This is a genomic window from Thermococcus sp. MV11 (assembly GCF_012027285.1).
Taxonomy (GTDB): domain Archaea; phylum Methanobacteriota_B; class Thermococci; order Thermococcales; family Thermococcaceae; genus Thermococcus; species Thermococcus cleftensis.
The window spans coordinates 398,921-418,831 of sequence record NZ_SNUD01000001.1; the positions used below are offsets into that span (position 1 = coordinate 398,921).

Genomic DNA, 19,911 nt, shown 5'->3' on the forward strand with positions numbered 1-19,911 from the left:
GGATCTATTTAAGCTTTTTTCAGGAAATCGTCGTCGTGGATTTGCTTTTGTTCATCAAACGGGCTGCTGGCCGCTTTTCCCTCGAATTATCGTTAAACAACGTTAGCCACCGTTTATTTTGGTTTACACGGAACAAGACGAACCGCTCTGACAGAGATAACATGAAAAAAGGAACAGTGGGCCTATTCAGGCCGAGACGTAGTAGTACTCGCCCATCTCCTTCTGCTCCCTGTCCTTCACGCTCCCCTCTTTGTTGGCCCTCGGCCTTCCCGTCTCGGGGTCGCGGCGGAAGGTTATCCCCACCGACGCCAGGAAGCGGTTCATGCCTTCTCTCATTCCCATCGGCGGAAGGGCCCTTCCGTGCCTCCCCGGCTCGCCCTCGAAGACCATCAGCCTGTCGCTGATGTAGTCTATCATCAGCACGTCGTGCTCGACCACCAGGGCGGTCTTGCCCTCCTTCTCCATCAGGTGCCTTATCGCCCTCGAAACGGCCAAGCGCTGCTCGACGTCGAGGTAAGCGGAGGGCTCGTCGAGGAGGTAAAGATCCGCGTCCCTTATCAGGGCCGCCGTTATGGCAACGCGCTGGAGCTCACCGCCCGAAAGCTCGTTCACCTGCTTGTCGTAGAGGTCGGGGATCCCGAGGGGGTTGAGCAGTTCGGTCTTGTAGAAGCTGTTGAGGAGCTTTGCCGCGTCAATCCTGCTCAGAAGCTCGTAAACCGTGCCCTCGTAGTCGGCCTTGATGTACTGGGGCTTGTAGGAGACCTTGAGCTCCCAGTCCACTTCTCCCTCTGTCGGCTCCTCCACGCCGGCCAGCATCTTCACGAAGGTTGTCTTGCCGATACCGTTCGGCCCAACTATGCTCACCACCTCTCCCATGTAGAGCTCCCCCGGCTCGACCTCGAGCTTGAAGCCCCCGTAGTCCTTCACGAGGCGCGGGTACTGGACGAGCACGTCACTCGCCTGGCTCTGCCTCTCGCTGGATTTCGTGAACCTTATCTCGTAGGGCCTGAAGCGGACGTTTTCGTCCCTAAGGTAGCCGCGCAGGAACTCGTTTATCCCGTTGCGCGTGCCCTTCGGCTGGGAGAATATACCGTAAGCTCCTGGCTTGCCGTAGACGACGTGAATCACGTCGCTCAGGTAGTCGAGCACCGCCAGGTCGTGCTCCACCGTGAGGACGGACTTGCCGGAATCTGCCAGCTTCCTGATTATCCTCGCCACCTTCAGGCGCTGCCTTATGTCGAGATAGCTCGAGGGCTCGTCGAAGAAGTAGAAGTGGGCCCTCCTCAGTATCGCCGCGGCTATCGCAACCCTCTGCAACTCACCGCCGGAGAGGTGCTTTATGTCCCTGTCGAGGACGTTCTCAAGCTCGAGTTCCCTGACAACATCGTCGAAGGCGCCAACCTCGTCAGCCCTCCTGAGCAGATCCCTGACCTTGCCCTTAACGGCCTTTGGAATCAGATCAACGTACTGGGGCTTCACCACCGGCCTGATCTCGCCGTCCCTGAGCCTCTCGAAGTAAGTCTGGAGCTCGTTGCCCCGGAAGGCCCTGATCACGTTGTCCCAGCTCTCGTTGTCGCCGCAGAGGTTAGGCAGGAGCTGGCCAGCGAGGATTTTAACGGCCGTTGTCTTACCGGTTCCGTTCGGTCCGAGTATGCCAACGACCATTCCGTCCTTGACCACGGGGAGGCGGTAGAGAACGAAGGCGTTCACGCCGTAGCGGTGCACGCAACCTTCTTCAAGCTCCTCCGGGAGGTTCACTATGGTTATCGCGTTGAAGGGGCACTTATGCACACATATCCCACAGCCGGTACAGCTCGCCTCCTGAATCACCGGCCGGTAGTTCTCCTCGTCTATGATTATCGCCTCTCCACCCATTCGATTGACCGGACAGACCCGCTCGCACAGGAAGTTACCGCACTTGTCAGGGTTACACCTGTCGTAATCGATGACCGCTATCCTCATTCCCACCACCGGGTTAGGCTGAGGGAGAGGGTTTTAAAGGGTTGCGGGAACTTAATGCGGTGGTGGGAATGCCAGGCAGGACCGCCCGAAAGCTCGTCTCTTCCCTACTTCTGCTGACACCTGCCGTCGCTATGTTTCTGGAAAACGCCGCCCTAATGGAGATGGGAAGTTTCTTCAAATGGCTTCCAGATGATATCGCTACGCGCCTCATAGAGGTCGAGTATTGGGTGGTTGATCACATAAGGCCAGCAACGTCTTCGCCAACGGATTACGTTGTTTTTCTAATGGCCTCGCTGATTGTGTTCCTCATTTCCTTTGGGCTTGCCCTCTTCGCCGGCTGGAAGCTCGGGGGAAGCCGAAGGGACTCGTTGGGCGTTTTCTTCAGCACTTTCCTATCAAGGTACTTCATAGGCGAGCTGGCAGTTTCAGCGTACGGTCTCTTTCTCTTTGTTCTCTTCGCCGTGATCCTGACGACATGGCTCCCCGATGCAATCAAGATGGGTAACCCCTGGTTCGTCTTAGGCACGGTCTTCTACTTCCTCTCGATAATCTTCGCCACGGCCTTTGCCTACCCGGCGCCGAAGAAAAAAGAGAAGATGGATCACCCGAAGACGCGATACCTCGTCTACGGCCTGAGTTTCCCTAGCAACTGGGACCTGATCAAGAACGCGAGCTGTGAGGACATGAGGCGCAACAGGAAGGTAAACGCGAACGGAAAGGAAGCGCCCGTTTCCCTCTTTCCCCTCTACGTCTCAATGCACTACCACTTCAAAGACGGCCCGCTTGAGTCCCTTTACCTCCTCGTGACGAAGGAGGCTCACTTGGCGAGTCTCGATCCGCCCAAGCTGAAGACCGAGGTGAAGTGCCTCCTGCTGCTCTTTTTCGAGAAGGCTTCAAAATGCTTGGACGTGCGGTTCCTGGTGAGGTGGCCGAGCGAGTGCGAAGATAAGATTGGGAGCGGGCCGGGGAGAACCATCACGGTGAACTTCGTCCCGATCAGGGATTCAAACGACGTCAGAATGATATTTCAGGATATCCGCGGCTCCCGGATAGCGGAGCTGATAAAGGAGAACAGCGGGGACGTAACCTTCCATCTGACGGGTGGGACTGCACCGATGAGCATAGCCATGATGCTCCACGCCATAAAGGGCGACGCCCACGCGGAGTACGCCAGGCAGAGGGTCTTCGACGTTGAACCCAATGATCTACTAGTCTCCGTGGACATGGACGTCTTTGACCTCGAGGACCTCGTCAGGGAGCTGAGGGACTACTTCGAGAGGCAGTACGAGAAGGGGGAGAAGGACTAATCCCCGCCCGAGAGAACCCTGAAAATCCTGCCGTACTCGAAGCCGTTCAGCCTCACCCTCTCATTTTCCCAGTCCTCCGAGTTCTTGCCGTGCCAGAGGCCGTAGAGCTTGTAGGTGTGGACGTTGAGCTCGCCCAGAGTCACCGCCAGCGTGTAGAGCGTGTCCCTCAGCGCCTCCCAGCTCCCCTCAAGGTTCTCCCCGAAGGAGAACTCCCATTCCAGCCTGAAGGGAACCAGCCCGCTCCCGCGGAGCGCGTCCATCTCCGCGTAGGCCCTGTCGTCGAGGGTGATGACCATCACGTTCGCGTCCTTCTCCTCGGCGAAGGCCTTGTAGTCGAGGGCTATCTTCGTGTCCCCCTGTTCATTCCTCCTGCTGTCGGCCCTTTCAGCCCCCATCTCCCTCAGCTTTACCAGCTCGACCCTGCCGAGGGAGGCCAGCCTTGCCCGCGGCGTTGGCTGGTTGGAGTAGGGGCCGAGCTCCCGGTCGAAGGGCAGTTTCTCGTTCACCTGCCGCCCTATCTCGACCTGAACCTCGTCGGAGTAGGCGAAGTCGAATATCAGATTGCCGTTCCTGTAGAAGTCCCCCTCTGCGATGACCCTTGAAGGAACGCGGAAGAGGAGGGCGTTAGTGTCAAAGCCGATGTAGAGCGGCCTTCCGGAGCGGAGTAACGCCCTGACCTCTTCCTTCAGCTCGTTCCAGTTCCTGAAGCTCCCCATTCCCGCTATCACCGCCTCCTTCACCATCGTGTGCCCGCCGTGGAGTTCCCGGTCGAGGGTCAAATACTCCCTCACCCTTATCCTCGCCCGCCTGCCCAGCTTCACGGACGCTATCTCCTCGCTCCTGACGGCCAGCCTGAACCTCCTCAACCCATCGAGATACAGGGAGTCGAGGAGGGCCATCAGCGACTCCCTGTTCACGGTGAGGCTCTCCGCGGGCCCCCGCCTCCTTCCAGGCAGGGAGACATTTCCGGGTTTTCCCGTCAGCTCCTCCTTCCTGAAGAGCCTCTGCTCCACCATCGGGACCTCGAAGAGCAGCTTCCCTGCGTAGCGCCTCCAGTCCTCCAGGTGGAGGTAGGTTATCTCGCCCGCACCCCTCGCCATCGCCGCGCCGAGGAGGAGGGCGCTCATGAACTTCCTGCCGGGGGTTATGTCAACGATGACCTCATGTCCCTCAGAGACAAGTGAGCCGATGAGCGAGGCGGCCCTCTCCCTGAACTCCATCGGGTTATCCTCGCTGAACCTCAGGCCTTCGCTGGCTATGACGTTTATCCCCACGCCGTAGGCGCTGGAGAGGCGTTCTATCAGTCCCTTCACCCCCTCAAGCTGTTCCCTCACGCCGTCGTTCCAGAGCAGGTAAACGGCATCGGGAACCCAGCCGTGAACCTCGACGAGGTACCAGAGGGGGTTGAAGACCGCCTCGGGTGAGGTTCCAACGGTCGTCACGTACGCCCTCATGCCATCACCCCAGGACGGATTGAACGCCCAAACCGGTCCAAAGGCCCGCGAGCAGGGCCATTAGAGCCAGCAAGCCCGTCCAGAGGGGGCCGAGCTCCTTCCTCTCCTCCCCCAGGGCAACGAGGAAGAACAGGGCAACCAATAGGGCCGTCATGAAGGTCCCCTCCCCCGGGCGCCAGAGTTTGGGGAGGAGGGGAACGGAGAGGAGCAGGGCAACCGCGTTCAGCCCCCAGAACCAGAGGTGGGGCGGGATCGAGCTCTTCCCCTCGTAGTGGAGGGGAGCCAGGGAAACCGCGGAGAAGAGCCAGGCGAAGAGACTCAGCGCGAGGGCACCGAGAGCCAGCAGGGTTGAAAGACCCTCGTGTCCCAGACCCTCAACGTACATTCCGAGGAGAACAAGGCCGACGAGGACTACCATTCCAACGACCAGGCCGGCGGTCAGCCCCATAATGGCCGCAATCGGGTCATCGCCCCCCAGGGAGATGGCGTAACCCGAGAGGAACATCGCGCCGAGGCCCACGAAGAAGGCCCAGCCCGGGCTCTGGAGACCGTGGAAGTGGGCGTAGAAGAGCCACTCGGGGAGGTAGTGGTTTTCCACCAGCCCCGGGATAGCCAGGAAGAGGGGGAGGGCTATGACGAACATCGCCGGGCCGACGGGGTAGGCAGAGACGTCATCGAAGACCTTCTCGAAGAGCGCCCGCCCGGTGAAGGCTTGTAGGGCAGTGGGAATGAAGGCGAGGGGACCTAGGGCCATGAAGTAGAGGGCTATTATCAGGACGTCGCCCCCGGCCATCTCCTCTATGACCGCGTTCTCTATCAGGCCGACCATCAGGCCGATGAAAGTCCAGACTATGGCGCTCGATACCGGGTAGAGGTAGGCGTTCACGACGGCGAGGGGAAGGGCGAGGAGAAAGACGAGCGTTGCAAGCTTTTCGCGGTTCCTGCTCATGAGGAGGGCGAAGAGGACGAAGGCGAGGCCCGTCGGGATGCCGTAGTAGATTCCATCGAAGTTCCCGGCGAAGAGGCCGGCTATGGCGCCGAAGGCCGGGGCGATGTAGATTACGAAGCTGAAGTAGTCGGTCCAGGCGAAGAGCAGGAGTATGAACGCGACGGTCGTGGCGAAGGTGGCGTTCTCTATGTCTGTCCGTGCCAGGAAGGCCCAGGTGGCCACGGCGAGAACGAGGAAGCCAACCTTCCGCCTGAGCTCCCAGCTTTTCATGGCAACCCCTCACGGCTTTTTCCTGAGCGGATTCAGAAAGCCGAACCCCAGGCTGTTCAGCTCCCCGATTCCAGCGTCCATCGTGAAGGCGTAGAAGTCCCTGTTTGACTCGTTCAGCGGGGCCTCGAGGTACTCCCAGGTCGTTCCAGGGACGTCGAAGTAGCGCCCGCGGATATTAACCCTGACGTAGATGTCGAGCCAGCCCTTCCTCCTCACCCTCGGGATCATCCTCGTGAAGAGCGGGCCGTCTAGCTCAAAGCTCTCGCCCGTGAAGGCCTCGTACTTCCTCACGGCCAGCTCGGTGAGCCTCTCGACGAAGTAGGCGAGGCTGTTGTGGTGGTGGAAGGTGAAGAAGCGACCGTCTCCCGGGGCGGAGAGGACGACGGGGGAGCCGGTTATGAAGGCCTTTCTCGGCTTTAGCCTGAACTTCTTCAGCGAGACTATTCTAAGCGCGTGCCTCCCGAGGTAGAGCTTCTCATCGGGGAGGAGCTTCTCGTAGAGCGTCTCGATTAGCCCCTCGTCCGGGGAGCTAATTATCAGGCTTTTCCTCTTGCCCGGCTCGAAGGGGCCGCTGGGGTAGATGTCGGAGAAGGTGAAGAACTTGAAGCCCTTCCTGTCGTGGAGGTAGGAGTAATCCGTCCCGTTGAGGTGGGTGTATATCATCGCCTGGACGGTGTGCTTTCCAACGGCGTAGAAGGGGAAGCTTTCCTCGGGCTCCAGGTCGAGCTTTATCCTCATCCTGAAACACCTTCTCACTAAAAGCCGGAGGGATAAAAAAGCCTTTCGGTCAGGATAGGTAACATAGTTGAGTAAAGATGCACACTTGTTTTTGAGGCGTTTTCTCCTTTTCTCTGTTTGGGGCATTACAAATCTCCTCGGGGCCAATGAACGGTGAGAAACTCCGTGCTCCACAAACTGAGATCGATCCGTCCTTATTTGGTTTTTAGGTGGTGATAGAAAACAGCCAGTTCGATGGTTTTTTGGCCGTTTGGGGATTTTTAATGAGAGATGGGTGGAGTGATTTCTCCCCTGAACGCTTTTTTCAGACAAAAAAGCCGTAAGACAGCCTTTCACCTTTTTACGTTACATAGAAGTAAATCCATGCACACGTTTGAAAACGGGGCGTTATGACACCTCTATAACTCAAAAGAAGCCTTAAAAATTCCCCTACAACTGTGAGGAGCATTTTCTACTTTTCTCCAGACTGACCTCAAACGGGGCTCTCTATTACCTTTGTCTGGCTTTTGAAGGCTTTTCGCGGGAGTCTGGTGGAGCGATTTCCGATGAACGGCGTTTGTTTTCCCCGTGAATTGTTTAGCCTGTCCTGCTGGTCCTCCCCCTGGCGTTATCTCCTCCCCTGGTTTGTTGGGGCTTTTTCTTTCTTTTCCGGTTTTCTTACTATTTTGAATGGTTTGTGTTGGGGGCGTTTGGAGTCTCCCTTCTAGGGTTGTTTTCTGAACTTCTGGTAACCGCAAAATTTATATAGGAGTTTGGCGTTACTCTATTCGCCCGAAGGGGCAAAAAAGTTAACCGTTTCAGAACCACATGATGTTTGGAAACTACTTCAAAACCCCCCACGTCACCATCCCAGCCATCAGCACGGGGGTTTCAGAACCACATGATGTTTGGAAACTATCTAACAGACTCGACTTCTATGATTTTCTTGATCCCGTGTTTCAGAACCACATGATGTTTGGAAACGGGAAGTAAAAATAGAAAAATCACTCGAGAGGGATCACGTCCCCCGGGCTCTTGCCCGGGGTGTGACGTTTCAGAACCACATAATGTTTGGAAACGGGGGAAAAACAAAGGCACGGAGGAGTGATCACTCCTCCTCATCCTGTTTCAGAACCACATAATGTTTGGAAACCTGACCCAGAGAACCTCGTCACCCTCGATAGCGACGCTGACGATCTTTGAAGTTTCAGAACCACATAATGTTTGGACGCTAAAATCCGGGGTATCGGAGATGGGGCCTCAAGCGCCCCCGTGGGAGGTTTGGTGTGTTCTGGAAGCTTTCCAGGTGCGTCGTGGCCTCGAAACAAAAGGGCGTCTTCTGGCGGTGGCGGGGCCGAGTCCGGGCTCCGGCCACCGCAAAAGGCAGAGCCAGGTAGCCTCAGAGCCACTTCCTGTCCCCGACTATGTTTCCTAAAAACCTCTCTCACGGATTACAACTCCGCTGAATTGAACTCATAGCCCTGCAATTTTGAAGTCGGGAACGATTTTCCTTAGGTTCTTCGCACCAACCCGGACCGAAAAACTTTTTTATCTGATGCACCGTAGGAAATATCCGTGTCCCATTCAGGTGATCAATGCACCGTTCAGTTGGGCACTTCTGCCGCCCGGCTATGGGGGTGATGACGGTTGAAGCAGGACGTCGAAACGCTGGCCCTCGCCGCCGCCCTTCTGCCACTGGGCAGGGTGCTGTCGAGGGCGGGCCGCGGTTCCCCGGGAAAGGCGGGGTTGGAGTTTCTCGTTGGGTTTTCAGAGAGGTCAGGGAGGGAAGAATACAGGAGGGTCGCACCGTTCCAGCTGCTCCTCGACGGGTGGGAGGCCTTCGCGGACTCGGTGAGCGATGAGGAAACCCTAAAGTTGGGGAGGGCTATCTTCGAGGCGATGGAACTGCTCGGGGAGTGCCGCGAGGAGGACCCTTCCACTCCCCTCGTCTCCGTCTTCACGCTCGTGGACATCGGCAAAGGGAGTCCCGAGATGCTCTACTACCGGCCGGTGGAGCTGGACCTCGGAAAGGAGTTCCCGACACCAGAGAGGGAGGTGGAGGTGACCCCCGCCTGGTACTCCGACGTGGTGGGGCGGATAAGCTACGCCCTCTCACAACCCGGCCAGTACCCGGACTCAAGCAGGGTCATGGCGGTTCTCGAGAGATACCTGACCTTCGTGCCCGCCTGCACATCGGACCCAAGGGTTTCCCTCTACGACTACTCCCGCATGCTCTCGGCCCTCGCGGTGTCGCTGTACCTTGCCGGGGAGGCAGAGAAGCCGTTCCTCTTCGTGGAAGGTGACCTCTCGGGCATCCAGCGCTTCGTCTTCACGATAACCTCCAAGGGAGCGCTCAAGATGCTCAGGGCCAGGTCGATATACCTCGACCTCCTGGCCTGGGACGTCGTGCTGGAGGTACTCGGAAGGCTCGGCCTCCCGAGGTCTTGCATCATCTACAACGGCGGGGGTGCGTTTACTCTCATACTCCCCAACACCGATGACACCATTTCAACCCTCCGCCACGTCAGGGAAAGGCTGGAGCGCTTCCTACTCGGGGAGTTCGACGGCTCCCTTTACCTCGCACTCGACTGGGACGAGGTTGGCAGGGAGGAGATGAGGACCTTCAGAAACGGAAGCCTCTGGAGGGACATGAAGGCCAAGGTCGGGGAGAGGAAGAGCAGGCGGTTCCTCGATGTGATAGGTGAGTTCGTCGATTCCGATGGCTTCCACAAGCTGGAGGAGTGCGCCGTCTGCAGGAAGCAGATAACGCCCGCCGAGGCCAAGAAGTTCACGATACGGAACGAGGAGGGGGAGGAGCTCAAGCTCTGCGGGCGCTGCTACGAGCTGTGGCACCTCGGGACGGCCCTGCCCAAGACCGGCCTCTTCGTCAGGATCGGCGGGGAAAACCTCGAGGAGTACGGTGAGGATCCGAAGAGCTCCGTTCTGTTGCCGTTCTCCCGCATCTACTGGTTCGACGACGTGAAGATGCTGTCCGAGTGGAACGTTCCGCCCGGTTCGGAGGTACTGCTGAGGAACAGCCTCGACCTGTGGAAGGTTCCGGGAGAGTACCGCGCCTATCCATATGTCGTCGCCGACTACGCGAGGCTGACGCTGGAGAACGGCAGGAAGGCCGTGATGGAATTCAAAAAGCTGGCCGAGAACTCGCTGGGGGCCGAGAGGATAGCGGTCTTCAAGGCCGACGTCGATAACCTCGGTCTCATATTCAGCAGGGGACTTAAGGACAGGAACCCGGCCCTTGTCGCGAGCCTCTCAAGGCTGATGGACTACTTCTTCAAGGCTTACCTCGTGTCCATAATCTCGGGGAGACTGGAGAAAGGGGCCCTGCCCGACGACGTGCCGAGGCTTCCCACCGCGAGGGAGCTGGGGAAGGAACGGCACCAGGGGCTGAGCCAGACACCTGCCAACGTGGTCGTCGTCTACGCCGGTGGCGATGACCTCTTCATCGTTGGCGCGTGGAACGAGGTCTTCAACCTGGCCTTCCTCATCAGGGAGACGTTTTCGGCATACACCGGGAGGAACCCGAACGTGACGATGTCCGCTGGGATAGCGACCTTCGCCCACGACTTCCCAGTGTCGAGGATGGCCCAGGTGGCCGAGGAGAGGCTCGAAACGGCAAAGGACGAGGGCAAGGACCGTGTTTACATAATCGAGCGCACCAGCCCGAGGGATTATGGCGGGGGCATCGGCTTCCCCGTCTCCTACCGCTGGGACGGGTACAGGGAGCTGTGGCGCAGGTACGCCGGCAAATTCAGGGTAACCGCCGATGGACTGCAGGTCTGGAACGGGGAGCGCGGAAGGTGGGAAAGGGTGCCCAAGTCACAGCTCTGGAAGCTCCTCGAGCTGAGGGAGCTTTACGTCCGCAACCCGGACGGGATAAGGTGGAACTACCTTCTCGCTTACTACGTCTCCCGCATGGAGCTGGAGGGGGTCTTCAGGGATCTCGTCTCAATCGACCTCCAGCTCCTCTCGAGGGGGGAACCCCAGAGGATATACTGGATCGACGGGGTTCTGAAGCCCCTCCTCCTTGCGGTTAGGGGGTGAATGTATGGGACACGGCTATAAAAACTACTCAAAGGGTGGGCTCCAGTCCCACCAGAGGAAGCACGGCGATGGAGGGGGTTGCGACACCTACAAGATCTCGTCGATACTCGAGAACAAGCCCATCGACGTGGTGCAGCTCGGGGAGGCCATATCCAGCTGCAAGCAGCTGAACTCCCTGGAGGGCGTCATAGGGAGGACCTTCGGGGAGACCCTAAAGGCCATGGAAAAGTTCTTTGAGGTCACCCCGCGGGAGAGGCTGGACTGGGCCATAGTGGTGGCGGCCTATCTCAGGGTGCTGAACCTCAAAACCAACCAGGTCAGGAAAGTGCTCGACCTGTCGAGGGACATATACTTCGAGTTCAGGGGCGACCACTCCAGCGAAGAAAGGATACAGTCGAAGCTCATGAGGATGCGTTTCCTCCTGGCCTACTCGGTCGGGAAGGCCGACAAGAAGGATGATATCAAGGCCTTGGGGGCCTTGCACAAGGCCCTTGATCCAATTCTGCTCAAGGTCTCGGCTTCGCCCACAAGGGAGAATTTTGAGGCCGTTTACGATTTTATTCAGGCCGTTATAGCCTACCACCGCTTCCTCGGAGGGAGAGAGAAATGACCGATATGAACCGGCTCGTTTACGGTAAGGTCATAATCAGGGGGCGCATTAGGGCCGTGACCGGGCTGCACATAGGGGCCCAGAGGGAGGTCTCCGAGATAGGGGGCATTGACAACCCCGTGATAAAGGACCCCGCGACGGGGCTGCCCTACATACCCGGCTCCTCACTGAAGGGCAGGCTCAGGGGACTCCTCGAGCTGATGGTCAACACGGAGCTTGAGAAGGGAGGCAACGTTCCGAGCCAGATAAAGTTGAAGTACAAGCCCGGCTACTGCCCGCCCAACGTCGCCAGGAAGAAGGGAGAGTGCAACAAGTTCTTCAACAGGGCCGTTGGGAAGGTCGTCATCCACGTCTGCGACGAGTACGAGACCGCCAGGGTCTGCCCTGTCTGCAGGCTCTTCGGTTCGAGCGGGGACAGCAACTTCCCCTCGAGGGTAATCGTCAGGGACGCCAGGCTGGCTGAGGAGTGGGTGGACAAGTGGAAGGCGGGCGAGGAGATAACCGAGGCGAAGATAGAGGTCGCCATCGACAGGGTCACCTCCGCCGCGAACCCGAGGACGAATGAGCGCGTCGTTGCCGGGGCAGAGTTTGAGTTCGAGATCATCTACACCATCGAGGACACCGCCCAGTGGAAGGAGGACCTCAGGAACCTGTTCTCGGCAATGAAGATGCTTGAGGACACCTACCTCGGCGGTTCGGGTTCCAGGGGCTACGGAAAGGTCGAGTTCAGGCTCACGGAAATCGTCTTCAGGCCCCTTGAATACTACACCGAGAACGGCGAGGAGAAAACGCTCGTTAAGAAGGCGCCGAATGAGGCACTCACCATCGAGGGGGTGAGGGGTTCGTTCGATAAGCTGTTCAACCTCAGCATCGGGGGATGAGGATGATAGCAGTCAGGCTCAGGTTCAGAGGGCCCCTCCACGTGGGGCTTCACTCCCTCGACAGCGCCGGCGTCGTGGTTCACTCGGATACGCTATTCGGCGCCATAGGCTCGGTGCTCCCGAGGCTCGGCATCAGCACCTACGAGTTCGTCGAGGCAATGCGGAACGCGCGCATCTCCTCGCTCTTCCCCTTTGACTCCGAGCACTACTACCTGCCGAAGCCCGTGAACGCGAACTCCCTCGTGCTCGGGACCTTCGCAGACACGCCCGAGGGCTACGCCCTCTCGAAAAGGTTCAGAAAGGCACCCCTCCTGACGAAGGAAGCCTTCGAGATGGTGGTGGGCGGAAGGATAGAGGTTGAGAGGCTGGGGGAGCTGCTTCCAGAGGGCCTACCCGCGCGGATCGTGGATATCCCCAAGGTCGCCCTCGACAGGCTCGCCTCCAACTCCAACATATTTTACATGACCCAGGTCCACTTCAGGGAGGACGCAGGTTTGTACTTCCTCTACGAGGGGAGCGAGGAGACCTTCAGGAGGTACATCCTCCCCGCCGTCAAGTTCCTGGGCGACGAGGGGCTGGGGGGCAAGAGGAGCTGGGGACTCGGCCTCTTCGATGTTGAGATCGACAGGAACTTCAGCTTCTCGGGACTTCCGGAGAAAAGCGAACGCTACGTAACCCTCTCCCTTGTGCTCCCGAAGAGCAGGGAGGAGGTGCTCCAGTGGGAGCCGGTCAGGCGCTCCGGCTGGGTGCACACCGCCGGCGGCACGCCCAGGAGGAAGCCCACCATGCTCTTCGCGGCTGAGGGCTCGATAGTCAGGGAGAACGCGGGAAGGATACTGGATCTCGACGAGATAGGGGAGTTCTCAAAGGAAATAGGGCACAGGGTCCACGTCTACGGCAGGGCGTTCCCGGTGCCCATGGGGGGTTGATACATGAAGCTAACCGTCCTGTCTCCGCTCCACATCGGGAACGGCAACGAGCTGACGGTTATAGACGTGCTCCCCCTCAATGACGGCAGGATAGCGGTGCTTGACCTTGAAAGGCTGATGCTTGAGCTCACGAGCGCGGGGGCAGACGTCGAGGAGATACTGACGCTGGTAAAGGCCCCCGACATGATGGAGGACATGTACATCTGGAAGAGGTACCTCTCAGACTACGGCGTTGGGCTGGAGAAGGTTAAGAAATACACACTCCCCGTGGTGGGCCGCATAGCGCCGAAGAGCATGAGGATAAGGGAGTTCATAAAGTCCAGCGGCAGGCCGTACATACCCGGCTCGAGCGTGAAGGGTTCCATACGGACGGCCGTCTTCTACCATGTTGCCCAGGAGCATCAAAAGGAACTCGACGATTTCCTGCTAAATCTGATAAAGAAGAAAGTCAGCCCGACACGTGCCGACGATGAGCTGGAGATGCTTGTATTCGGGTACGCCAGGGGGAGGAGGGGCAGAAGGTACGAACCGAAGAGGGACCCGATGAGGGCGCTGGTGGTCGGGGATAGCGAACCCCTGAGCATCAGGAACCTGAAGGTGTACGCCGTCTCGACGGTCGGAGGGAAAAGCGAGATACCCCAGTACGTGGAGGGCGTTGAGGGCATCGACGTTGAGATCGAAATCAGGGTAGATAACGAGCTGCTCTCCCGCGCCATGAGGGCCGGGGAGCTGAACGGGTTCCTGGCGGAGCAGATAAAGGGGAAGGAGGACTTCGAGGACCTGATATGGAAGGCCATAGACAGCTTCTCCAGGGAGGTCATCTCCTTCGAGAGGAGGGAACTCCGCAAGTACGGCGCGTTCAGGGAGAGCGTCGGGCGGTTCTACTCCCAGCTCGAGAGGATGGAGAGCCACAAACTCAGGGTGGGCTGGGGAAGCGGCTGGTACTCGATGACCCTCGGTCCCCTGATACTAGGAACAGATTTCTTCAAACACATACGGAGAAAATTCCAGCTCGGCAGGAAGCCTGGGACCCATGCCCTCTCAGGGGACTTTCCAAAGACCCGCCGCGTGGCGAACTCCAGGCCGATGGGCTGGGTGATCCTCCGAGAGTGAGGTCCGTTGGAGGTGCCAGTCTTGGGCGTCTACCACGTCTCCGGACTCGGGCTGAGCCCCGGCGCCCTGACGATGCCCCTGACCGCGGTTTACATACTCCAGGCCGCGGCACAGATGGGACACAACGGGGCGAGAGACTTCTTCAGGCTCTCCGGGGAGGCTGGGAAGAGGAGCGGGAGCAGGGAGAAACACCCCGGCATGCCCGAGGTCGTAATAGTCTTCGACACCCCCGAGGCAATAGATGGAAAACTCAGGCTCACCTACGACTCCAGGTGGTTCAGGGGGCTTTCCAACATGCGTCAGAGGGAGGAGCCCATACACAGGCCTATCGTGAAGTACCTCTGCAGGCTCTGGGACTGCCTCGAGGGCCTCGGGGTCGAGCTGAAGAGACCCAAGCACCTCTACCTCGTCAAGGTGAACCGTCAGGACTTCGACGAGGTCTTTGACAGGGCCACCACGCTCTTTTACGGTATCAGGAGGAAGGAGGTCTGGGTCAACCTCATTGGGGGCAGCAACCAGATAAACCTCGCCCTGATGATAGCCGGCAGTTACACAATGGTGCCGAGCAGGTACTACTACGTCTTCCAGGACGCGCCCCTCCTCGAGCCGGGGTGGCTGGAGAAGTGCCCCAGGGACGAACATGAGGTCTTCACATGCGCCGACGAGATACTCAACAGGTGGAACGACCTGCCACCCCTCAACCTGGGGGTCGGCTCGATACTCAGGAACCTCCTCGAGAGGTTCTACACGGCCAATGGGAGTGCCTACATAAGCAAGTCCGAGGTGCTTGATATACTGGAGAAACGGGGCTACACCGAAAAGTTCATACCGAAGCTCATAGAGGCTGGCTACATAACCCCTGTGGACGGGGACACGTTCACGATGGGTCCATTCATAGAGAGGAGCTGGAGGCTCTTTGGAGCCGCCCTGGAGCACAGCAGGATCGACAGCATCGGAAAGTGGAGGGAGCTGATGGGGGACAGCCTCGTGGAGGTGCCGTTCGAATGCTGAGGTTCAGGGTCAGGGAGGTGGACGAGTTCACGGTGGTGGGCTTCGAGATTGATGGTATCCTCGAGCCGAAAGTTCTCAGGGACCTGAGGCCACCGGGGGTCAGTCCCAGGAAGGGCGTTATACTCACGGGGAGGGGCCCCGTATGGCTCTACGGTTTTCTCGTTCACTTCTACCACCCGACCGTTTGGGTGGCCACCTACGACCCCCGCATCGGGGCGGTGGTGGTCGAGTCCCACGTCCCCGATAAAAGCCCGGGGGATGTAGTGGCCATAGACCCCGAGGAGATTTTGGGGAGGTAATCGGGGCCCGGTGGGACCATGGCGCGCTACTACATAGTCGTCTACGACGTGAACGAGAAGAGGGTCGTAAGGGTGCACAAAATACTGAAGGCCTACCTCCAGTGGCGCCAGAGGAGCGTCTTCGAGGGCTGGCTCGATGGGAACGAGGTCGCCGAGCTGAAGAGGAAGCTCTCGCGGGCGATAAACGAGGAGGAGGACTCGATCCTCTTCTACTCCCTGCCGAGCGACTCCAACCTCGTCACCTTCCACCTTGGCAGACCCCCGGACGAGTTCGACAACGTTATCTAAGTGGACAGTTATGGATATTGTTACACGGGGTCTTTTGAGTCTTTTCCTTCTTTTTTGAATTCGGGACTTTACTTTTTTGTTCCAGGCAAATGAACGCCGAGAAAACTTTAAAAACCCAAATAAAACCATTAAATAGCTTCCCTAACTTTGAAAGTACTGACAAAACAAGCATACTCTAAGCTTATTCAGGCGTTTTAAGAATTCTCCTCGGAGATGGGTGGAGCGATTCCTCCCCTGAACGCTTTTCTCGGCCAGAAGAGTCCTAAAACAGCTTTTCGCCTTTTTACGTTACATAGAAGCAAAGCCATGCACGCGTTTGAAAACGGGGCGTTATAGCACCTCCACAACTCAAAAGAAGCCCTAAAAATTCTCCTATAGCTGTGAGGAGCATTTTCTACTGTTTTCCAGGCGGGCCTCAAACGGGGTTTCCTACTACCTTTGTCTGGCTTTCGAAGGCTTCTCGCGGGAGTTTGGTGGAGTGATTTCCAGCGAGAAGTGCTTGTTTTTTCAGCGGACGGTTTTGATTGCCCTGCCAATGGTCTTCCCGCTTGTGCACCCTCTAATAAGTTTTTCGGGTTCTTCCATTTCTTAGACATGGTTTTTACAATGGTGTATAGTTCGGGAGGAGTGTTTTGCACTCTTTTGGCTGGCGGTCTTACGTAACCGCAAAATTTATATAGGAGTTTGGCGTTACTCTATTTGCCCGAAGGGGCAAAAAAGTTAACCGTTTCAGAACCACATAATGTTTGGAAACTGGGGATTCTAATAACTTCAAAACCCTGGCTTTTCAGGAGGGGCACGGTTTCAGAACCACATAATGTTTGGAAACAGGTTAAGATATGGTAAATTATCTTTACTTTTTCCCCATTTTCTGGGTGTTTCAGAACCACATAATGTTTGGAAACCCCACATTCATTTTCATACACCTCCAAAAACTTGTCTTTGTTCATACACGATGTTTCAGAACCACATAATGTTTGGAAACTCACGCCTGCTGTACTTCTGGGTCAGATAGTGGAGCCACAGATCGTTTCAGAACCACATAATGTTTGGAGACTATGGGTGGATACTGGGGTTCTTTGGGCCTTCCTACAAATTTGAGGTTTCAGAACCACATTTACCCGCAAGGTTTTTATCCCAGGCTGTGCACCCTTTTTAGACCGGGGGGAGCATTGTGAAGTGCCCTCTCTTCATAACCGACCACGGGAGGCTTGAGAGGCAGTCCGGTTCCCTCGTCTTCGTCGGCAGGCTTGAGAAGAGGACCATACCCCTCGCCCAGGTGAGCGAGGTTCACTGCCTCGCGAGGGTTTCCCTGACGAGCGGGGCCGTTGAGCTGCTGAGCGAGAAGAGGATTCCAGTTCACTTCTACTCCACGCGGGGCGATTACAGGGGCTCTCTGATAAACGACGCGTCCCCGAGGGGCAGGCTCCACCTGGCCCAGGCGGAGCACCACCTCGATCCCGAAAAGAGGCTCTTCATAGCCCGGGCCATCGTCCAGGGGCATAGACCGAAAAGTTTATAAACCCCAAACTCACCATATCTCCCGCGTTTCAGAACCTCCGTTGAGGATTCGCCCCGTACAGTGACTCTTCTAGCAGGGCAGTGAGACCGGCTCAAATAAAGGGTTTTGGAGGTAGTTTTTTGAGGGGTAGGGATTTCTGGCACTACGTTTTTGAGGTTGAGGACATGGACGGCGAGGCCGTTATAGAGATGGCCTTTGAGGCCGGTAGCGCCTCCGTGAGAATAAGGGACGCGAACCACTACTCCCTCCTTCTGTCGCCGAAGCTGAACCGCGACAACCTTCTCGCCCTCACCTACGTAATATCCAAGTACGTTGAGCGCGTCCTCACGCCCGAGGAGATAAGGGCCCTCCTCAGGAACCCCGGCGAGGGGGTGGTTGAGTGCCGGGAGTGAGGACGTACCGGAAGTTCAAGGTGGCCATCGAGGAGGAGGGGACGGCCATTCTGGACCTCTTCGGGAATTCGGAGAGCACGGTCGAGGTGGAGCTGACGCTCTACGATGACCACGCCCACTTCCACCTCCCCGGCGTCTCCCTGAGGCTACCCTACACGAAGGAGAACGCGAAGGTGCTGGTGGAGTTCCTCAGGATATTTGCCGAGCGCGTGAAGCTGGAGGAGGAGCGCGCGAGGCTCCTCCGGTGATTTTTTCTTTTTCCGGAGGCCTTCTATGTGGGGTTCCTTGACAGGTGACGGCCGTGACGGTGTGGGGGAAGATTTTGAAAGCAGAAAGGAGAAAAATTCAGCGGGAACTGAATTTTTCAACGACCTCACGAAGAAGTGGGTCTTCAATCCAGTACCTCTTCTCCGCGGAGCGGACGAAGCCCGCTTTCTCCAGTGTTTCAAGGTATTTATAGACATGTTGTATCCTGGCAGGGGCAACGCCAAGGGATTGGAGCTTCCTGTAAACCTCGGCTCCCCTGAGGGCGCTGGGGTATGCTTTGGCCAGCACTTCAAGGACACCCAGGTATACCTCACTGTTGTAGACGTTTAGAAAGGCCTCTATGTCCTTCCGCCACTCATCGAGCGCGTACCTCCTGCTCTCCTCAAGGGCCATCGGAAGCGCCTCTTCCGGGTCTTTTCCATTTCTCACGAGATTTACAACGGTGAGGCCGTAGTGGGAGATGAAGCCGGGAACTCCCCCCAGCTCCTCGACGGCCCTCGACAGCTCCAGTTCGTTCGTTACCCTTATTCCGTAGCTCCTGAAGCCCTCCATGAGATAGGCCTTCCCCTCTTCGCTGTTCCATCTAGGTAGGGTGAACACCTCAGCGGAGCGCATGAAGTTGGGCTTTGAGGGGCCTGGGTTCAGGTACTCAATCAACATTCCGGGCATTGAGCCCGTGAAGACGAGGGAGATGTTGGGGTAGCTGTCCGTTATCTCCTGCAGAAGTCCCCTGAAGTCAAGGTTTTTCAGCCTCGCAAGAACCTGGGCCTCATCGAACATCAGGACGCCCAGCCGGGAGTTCTGGGAAAGAACCCTGACCAGTGTTGAAAAGTCCCTGCTGAACTCCTCGATGCTCGTCTTCCTGACCTCAACGCTGATGCCTCTAAACGATACAGTGTAGCTCTTGCTAGCCGTTATCATCTTCAAAGACGTTCTCTTTGGCTCTATATCAGATATTGAGATCGCCCTTGATCCCAGGAATCTGGAGAAGTTGAAGTAGATGTAGTGATGCCCGCGCTTCCTCTTCAGCTTTTCCGCCAGCACACTGACCACGCTCGTCTTTCCAACCCTCCTCGGTCCAAGAAGTATTGCGGCGTTGCCCCGGAGAACCGCATTGAGAACGTCTTCCACTGCCCTTTTATGTCCCTCTCCCCAGAGGCAGTCCGCCTCCATCACCGGTCGCGTCCGGAAGAACTTTTTACATACCATGTAATTTACATGGGGTGTAAATTACATGGTATGTAAATTTAAAGGTTCCCCTCGAAGGGAGCCATGAAGAGCCTTCTCAGCCGCGCCTTGCCCCTCGTCCTCTCGGTCAGGAGTTCCATAAGTCCCTCGGCCTCGCCCTTCCTCGTTTCGACGGTGAACGTCACCAGCTCGCCGTAGTCCTCCCCGACGACCCTCCCTCCTGCCTCCTCAACCGTCTCCCTGACCGTGTGAAAAAGGCCGTATGGGAAGGTGACCTGGAAGCGCTCCATCTCATAGATCTCGATGATTCCAGCATTTTCGATGGCTAAACTTGCCGCATCGCTGTAGGCCTTGACGAGGCCGCCGTAGCCGAGCTTTATCCCGCCGAAGTAGCGGGTGACGACGATGACAACATTGCTCAGCCCTTTGTTCTGGATGACTTTGAGAACCGGCTTTCCGGCCGAGCCCTTCGGCTCGCCGTCGTCATCGTAGCGAACCGCGAAGTTCTTCCCATCGTTGATGAGGTAGGCGGAGACGTTGTGGGTTGCATCGCTGTGGTGGGCCTTTATCTTTGCTATGAACGCCCTGGCGTCTTCCTCGGTATCTGCCGGCGAGGCGTAGCCTATGAAGACCGACTTCCTGACCACCAGCTCCGCCGTTCCGATTCCCTTTAGCGTTCTGTATCCCATA

Annotated in this window: 18 protein-coding genes and 2 CRISPR repeat arrays; of the genes, 12 read left to right on the forward strand and 6 right to left on the reverse strand. The window is 57.5% G+C overall.

The genetic code is table 11. The features are described 5' to 3' along the window. Window positions 1-186: 186 nt before the first annotated feature. Entirely contained in the window at window positions 187-1,962 is a 1,776-nt protein-coding gene (locus E3E27_RS02185; protein WP_167773707.1) for a ribosome biogenesis/translation initiation ATPase RLI, read from the reverse strand. A 59-nt stretch (window positions 1,963-2,021) separates the two neighbouring features. Here E3E27_RS02185 and E3E27_RS02190 point away from each other — a divergent pair, with 59 nt between their 5' ends. After that, window positions 2,022-3,269, forward strand: coding sequence for a hypothetical protein (locus E3E27_RS02190; protein ID WP_167773277.1), 1,248 nt, complete (start codon window positions 2,022-2,024; stop codon window positions 3,267-3,269). Here the strand turns inward: E3E27_RS02190 and E3E27_RS02195 are convergent. Genes E3E27_RS02195 through cas6 form a run of 3 tightly spaced genes read right to left on the reverse strand, consistent with a single transcriptional unit; the run spans window position 3,266 to window position 6,698 of the window. Beyond that, window positions 3,266-4,723 carry a hypothetical protein gene (locus tag E3E27_RS02195; RefSeq protein WP_167773278.1) on the reverse strand — a complete coding sequence of 486 codons (1,458 nt, stop codon included), beginning with the start codon at window positions 4,721-4,723 and terminating at the stop codon, window positions 3,266-3,268. The genes E3E27_RS02190 and E3E27_RS02195 overlap by 4 nt on opposite strands. A 4-nt stretch (window positions 4,724-4,727) precedes the next feature. After that, window positions 4,728-5,942, reverse strand: a complete 1,215-nt coding sequence (locus E3E27_RS02200; RefSeq protein WP_167773279.1) for a hypothetical protein — start codon at window positions 5,940-5,942, stop codon at window positions 4,728-4,730. A gap of 9 nt (window positions 5,943-5,951) precedes the next feature. Then, on the reverse strand, window positions 5,952-6,698 hold the full coding sequence (gene cas6, locus E3E27_RS02205; RefSeq protein ID WP_371731543.1) for a CRISPR-associated endoribonuclease Cas6: 747 nt from the start codon (window positions 6,696-6,698) through the stop codon (window positions 5,952-5,954). 776 nt (window positions 6,699-7,474) lie between these two features. After that, window positions 7,475-7,891: a CRISPR direct-repeat array (repeat unit 28 nt; unit sequence GTTTCAGAACCACATGATGTTTGGAAAC). A gap of 415 nt (window positions 7,892-8,306) precedes the next feature. Between cas6 and cas10 the strand changes: the two genes are divergently transcribed. The 11 genes from cas10 to E3E27_RS02260 all read left to right on the forward strand — a co-directional run bounded on the left by cas10 (window position 8,307) and on the right by E3E27_RS02260 (window position 18,014). Next, window positions 8,307-10,721, forward strand: a complete 2,415-nt coding sequence (gene cas10 / locus E3E27_RS02210; RefSeq protein ID WP_167773280.1) for a type III-A CRISPR-associated protein Cas10/Csm1 — start codon at window positions 8,307-8,309, stop codon at window positions 10,719-10,721. Window positions 10,722-10,725: 4 nt separating this feature from the next. Next, window positions 10,726-11,331: a type III-A CRISPR-associated protein Csm2 gene (csm2, locus tag E3E27_RS02215; RefSeq protein ID WP_167773281.1), complete on the forward strand. Its 606-nt coding sequence runs from the start codon at window positions 10,726-10,728 to the stop codon at window positions 11,329-11,331. A gap of 5 nt (window positions 11,332-11,336) precedes the next feature. Further along, entirely contained in the window at window positions 11,337-12,212 is an 876-nt protein-coding gene (csm3, locus tag E3E27_RS02220) for a type III-A CRISPR-associated RAMP protein Csm3 (RefSeq protein ID WP_240910659.1), read from the forward strand. Beyond that, a complete protein-coding gene (csm4, locus tag E3E27_RS02225; protein ID WP_167773283.1) occupies window positions 12,209-13,141 on the forward strand; it encodes a type III-A CRISPR-associated RAMP protein Csm4 in 933 nt (310 codons plus the stop codon). Before csm3 ends, csm4 begins: the two co-directional genes overlap by 4 nt. 3 nt (window positions 13,142-13,144) lie before the next feature. Further along, on the forward strand, window positions 13,145-14,254 hold the full coding sequence (csm5, locus tag E3E27_RS02230) for a type III-A CRISPR-associated RAMP protein Csm5 (protein ID WP_167773284.1): 1,110 nt from the start codon (window positions 13,145-13,147) through the stop codon (window positions 14,252-14,254). 21 nt (window positions 14,255-14,275) lie between these two features. Beyond that, window positions 14,276-15,265 carry a hypothetical protein gene (locus tag E3E27_RS02235; protein ID WP_167773285.1) on the forward strand — a complete coding sequence of 330 codons (990 nt, stop codon included), beginning with the start codon at window positions 14,276-14,278 and terminating at the stop codon, window positions 15,263-15,265. Further along, window positions 15,259-15,564 (forward strand): CRISPR-associated ring nuclease Crn3/Csx3, encoded by a 306-nt coding sequence (gene crn3 / locus E3E27_RS02240; RefSeq protein ID WP_167773286.1) that lies wholly within the window; start codon window positions 15,259-15,261, stop codon window positions 15,562-15,564. Before E3E27_RS02235 ends, crn3 begins: the two co-directional genes overlap by 7 nt. An 18-nt stretch (window positions 15,565-15,582) precedes the next feature. Beyond that, complete coding sequence (gene cas2, locus E3E27_RS02245) at window positions 15,583-15,852, forward strand: CRISPR-associated endonuclease Cas2 (RefSeq protein ID WP_014789785.1); 270 nt, start codon at window positions 15,583-15,585, stop codon at window positions 15,850-15,852. Between the two features lie 726 nt (window positions 15,853-16,578). Then, a CRISPR array of direct repeats spans window positions 16,579-16,979; the repeat unit is 25 nt; unit sequence GTTTCAGAACCACATAATGTTTGGA. Window positions 16,980-17,026: 47 nt separating this feature from the next. Continuing rightward, a complete protein-coding gene (gene cas1, locus E3E27_RS02250) occupies window positions 17,027-17,374 on the forward strand; it encodes a CRISPR-associated endonuclease Cas1 (RefSeq protein WP_371731544.1) in 348 nt (115 codons plus the stop codon). Window positions 17,375-17,493: 119 nt separating this feature from the next. After that, the gene (locus E3E27_RS02255) at window positions 17,494-17,766 is read left to right on the forward strand and encodes a hypothetical protein (protein ID WP_167773287.1); all 273 of its coding nucleotides are present in this window, start codon (window positions 17,494-17,496) and stop codon (window positions 17,764-17,766) included. Then, the gene (locus tag E3E27_RS02260) at window positions 17,754-18,014 is read left to right on the forward strand and encodes a hypothetical protein (protein WP_167773288.1); all 261 of its coding nucleotides are present in this window, start codon (window positions 17,754-17,756) and stop codon (window positions 18,012-18,014) included. The genes E3E27_RS02255 and E3E27_RS02260 overlap by 13 nt, the downstream gene beginning before the upstream one ends. 97 nt (window positions 18,015-18,111) lie before the next feature. Here E3E27_RS02260 and E3E27_RS02265 read toward each other — a convergent pair whose 3' ends face one another. Together E3E27_RS02265 and E3E27_RS02270 are read right to left on the reverse strand one after the other, a co-directional pair. Next, window positions 18,112-19,206, reverse strand: coding sequence for an ATP-binding protein (locus tag E3E27_RS02265; protein ID WP_240910640.1), 1,095 nt, complete (start codon window positions 19,204-19,206; stop codon window positions 18,112-18,114). A 74-nt stretch (window positions 19,207-19,280) separates the two neighbouring features. Beyond that, a complete protein-coding gene (locus tag E3E27_RS02270; RefSeq protein WP_167773290.1) occupies window positions 19,281-19,910 on the reverse strand; it encodes a YigZ family protein in 630 nt (209 codons plus the stop codon). Between the last annotated feature and the right edge of the window lies 1 nt (window position 19,911).

What these genes read in the sequence shown, in the direction of transcription:
- E3E27_RS02265 (WP_240910640.1), bottom strand. Translation starts at nt 19,206, where the DNA reads ATGGAGGCGGACTGCCTCTGGGGAGAGGGACATAAAAGGGCAGTGGAA.
- csm5 (WP_167773284.1), top strand. Translation starts at nt 13,145, where the DNA reads ATGAAGCTAACCGTCCTGTCTCCGCTCCACATCGGGAACGGCAACGAG.
- E3E27_RS02200 (WP_167773279.1), bottom strand. Translation starts at nt 5,942, where the DNA reads ATGAAAAGCTGGGAGCTCAGGCGGAAGGTTGGCTTCCTCGTTCTCGCC.
- csm2 (WP_167773281.1), top strand. Translation starts at nt 10,726, where the DNA reads ATGGGACACGGCTATAAAAACTACTCAAAGGGTGGGCTCCAGTCCCAC.
- E3E27_RS02185 (WP_167773707.1), bottom strand. Translation starts at nt 1,962, where the DNA reads ATGAGGATAGCGGTCATCGATTACGACAGGTGTAACCCTGACAAGTGC.
- E3E27_RS02270 (WP_167773290.1), bottom strand. Translation starts at nt 19,910, where the DNA reads ATGGGATACAGAACGCTAAAGGGAATCGGAACGGCGGAGCTGGTGGTC.
- cas2 (WP_014789785.1), top strand. Translation starts at nt 15,583, where the DNA reads ATGGCGCGCTACTACATAGTCGTCTACGACGTGAACGAGAAGAGGGTC.
- crn3 (WP_167773286.1), top strand. Translation starts at nt 15,259, where the DNA reads ATGCTGAGGTTCAGGGTCAGGGAGGTGGACGAGTTCACGGTGGTGGGC.
- csm3 (WP_240910659.1), top strand. Translation starts at nt 11,337, where the DNA reads ATGAACCGGCTCGTTTACGGTAAGGTCATAATCAGGGGGCGCATTAGG.
- csm4 (WP_167773283.1), top strand. Translation starts at nt 12,209, where the DNA reads ATGAGGATGATAGCAGTCAGGCTCAGGTTCAGAGGGCCCCTCCACGTG.
- E3E27_RS02195 (WP_167773278.1), bottom strand. Translation starts at nt 4,723, where the DNA reads ATGAGGGCGTACGTGACGACCGTTGGAACCTCACCCGAGGCGGTCTTC.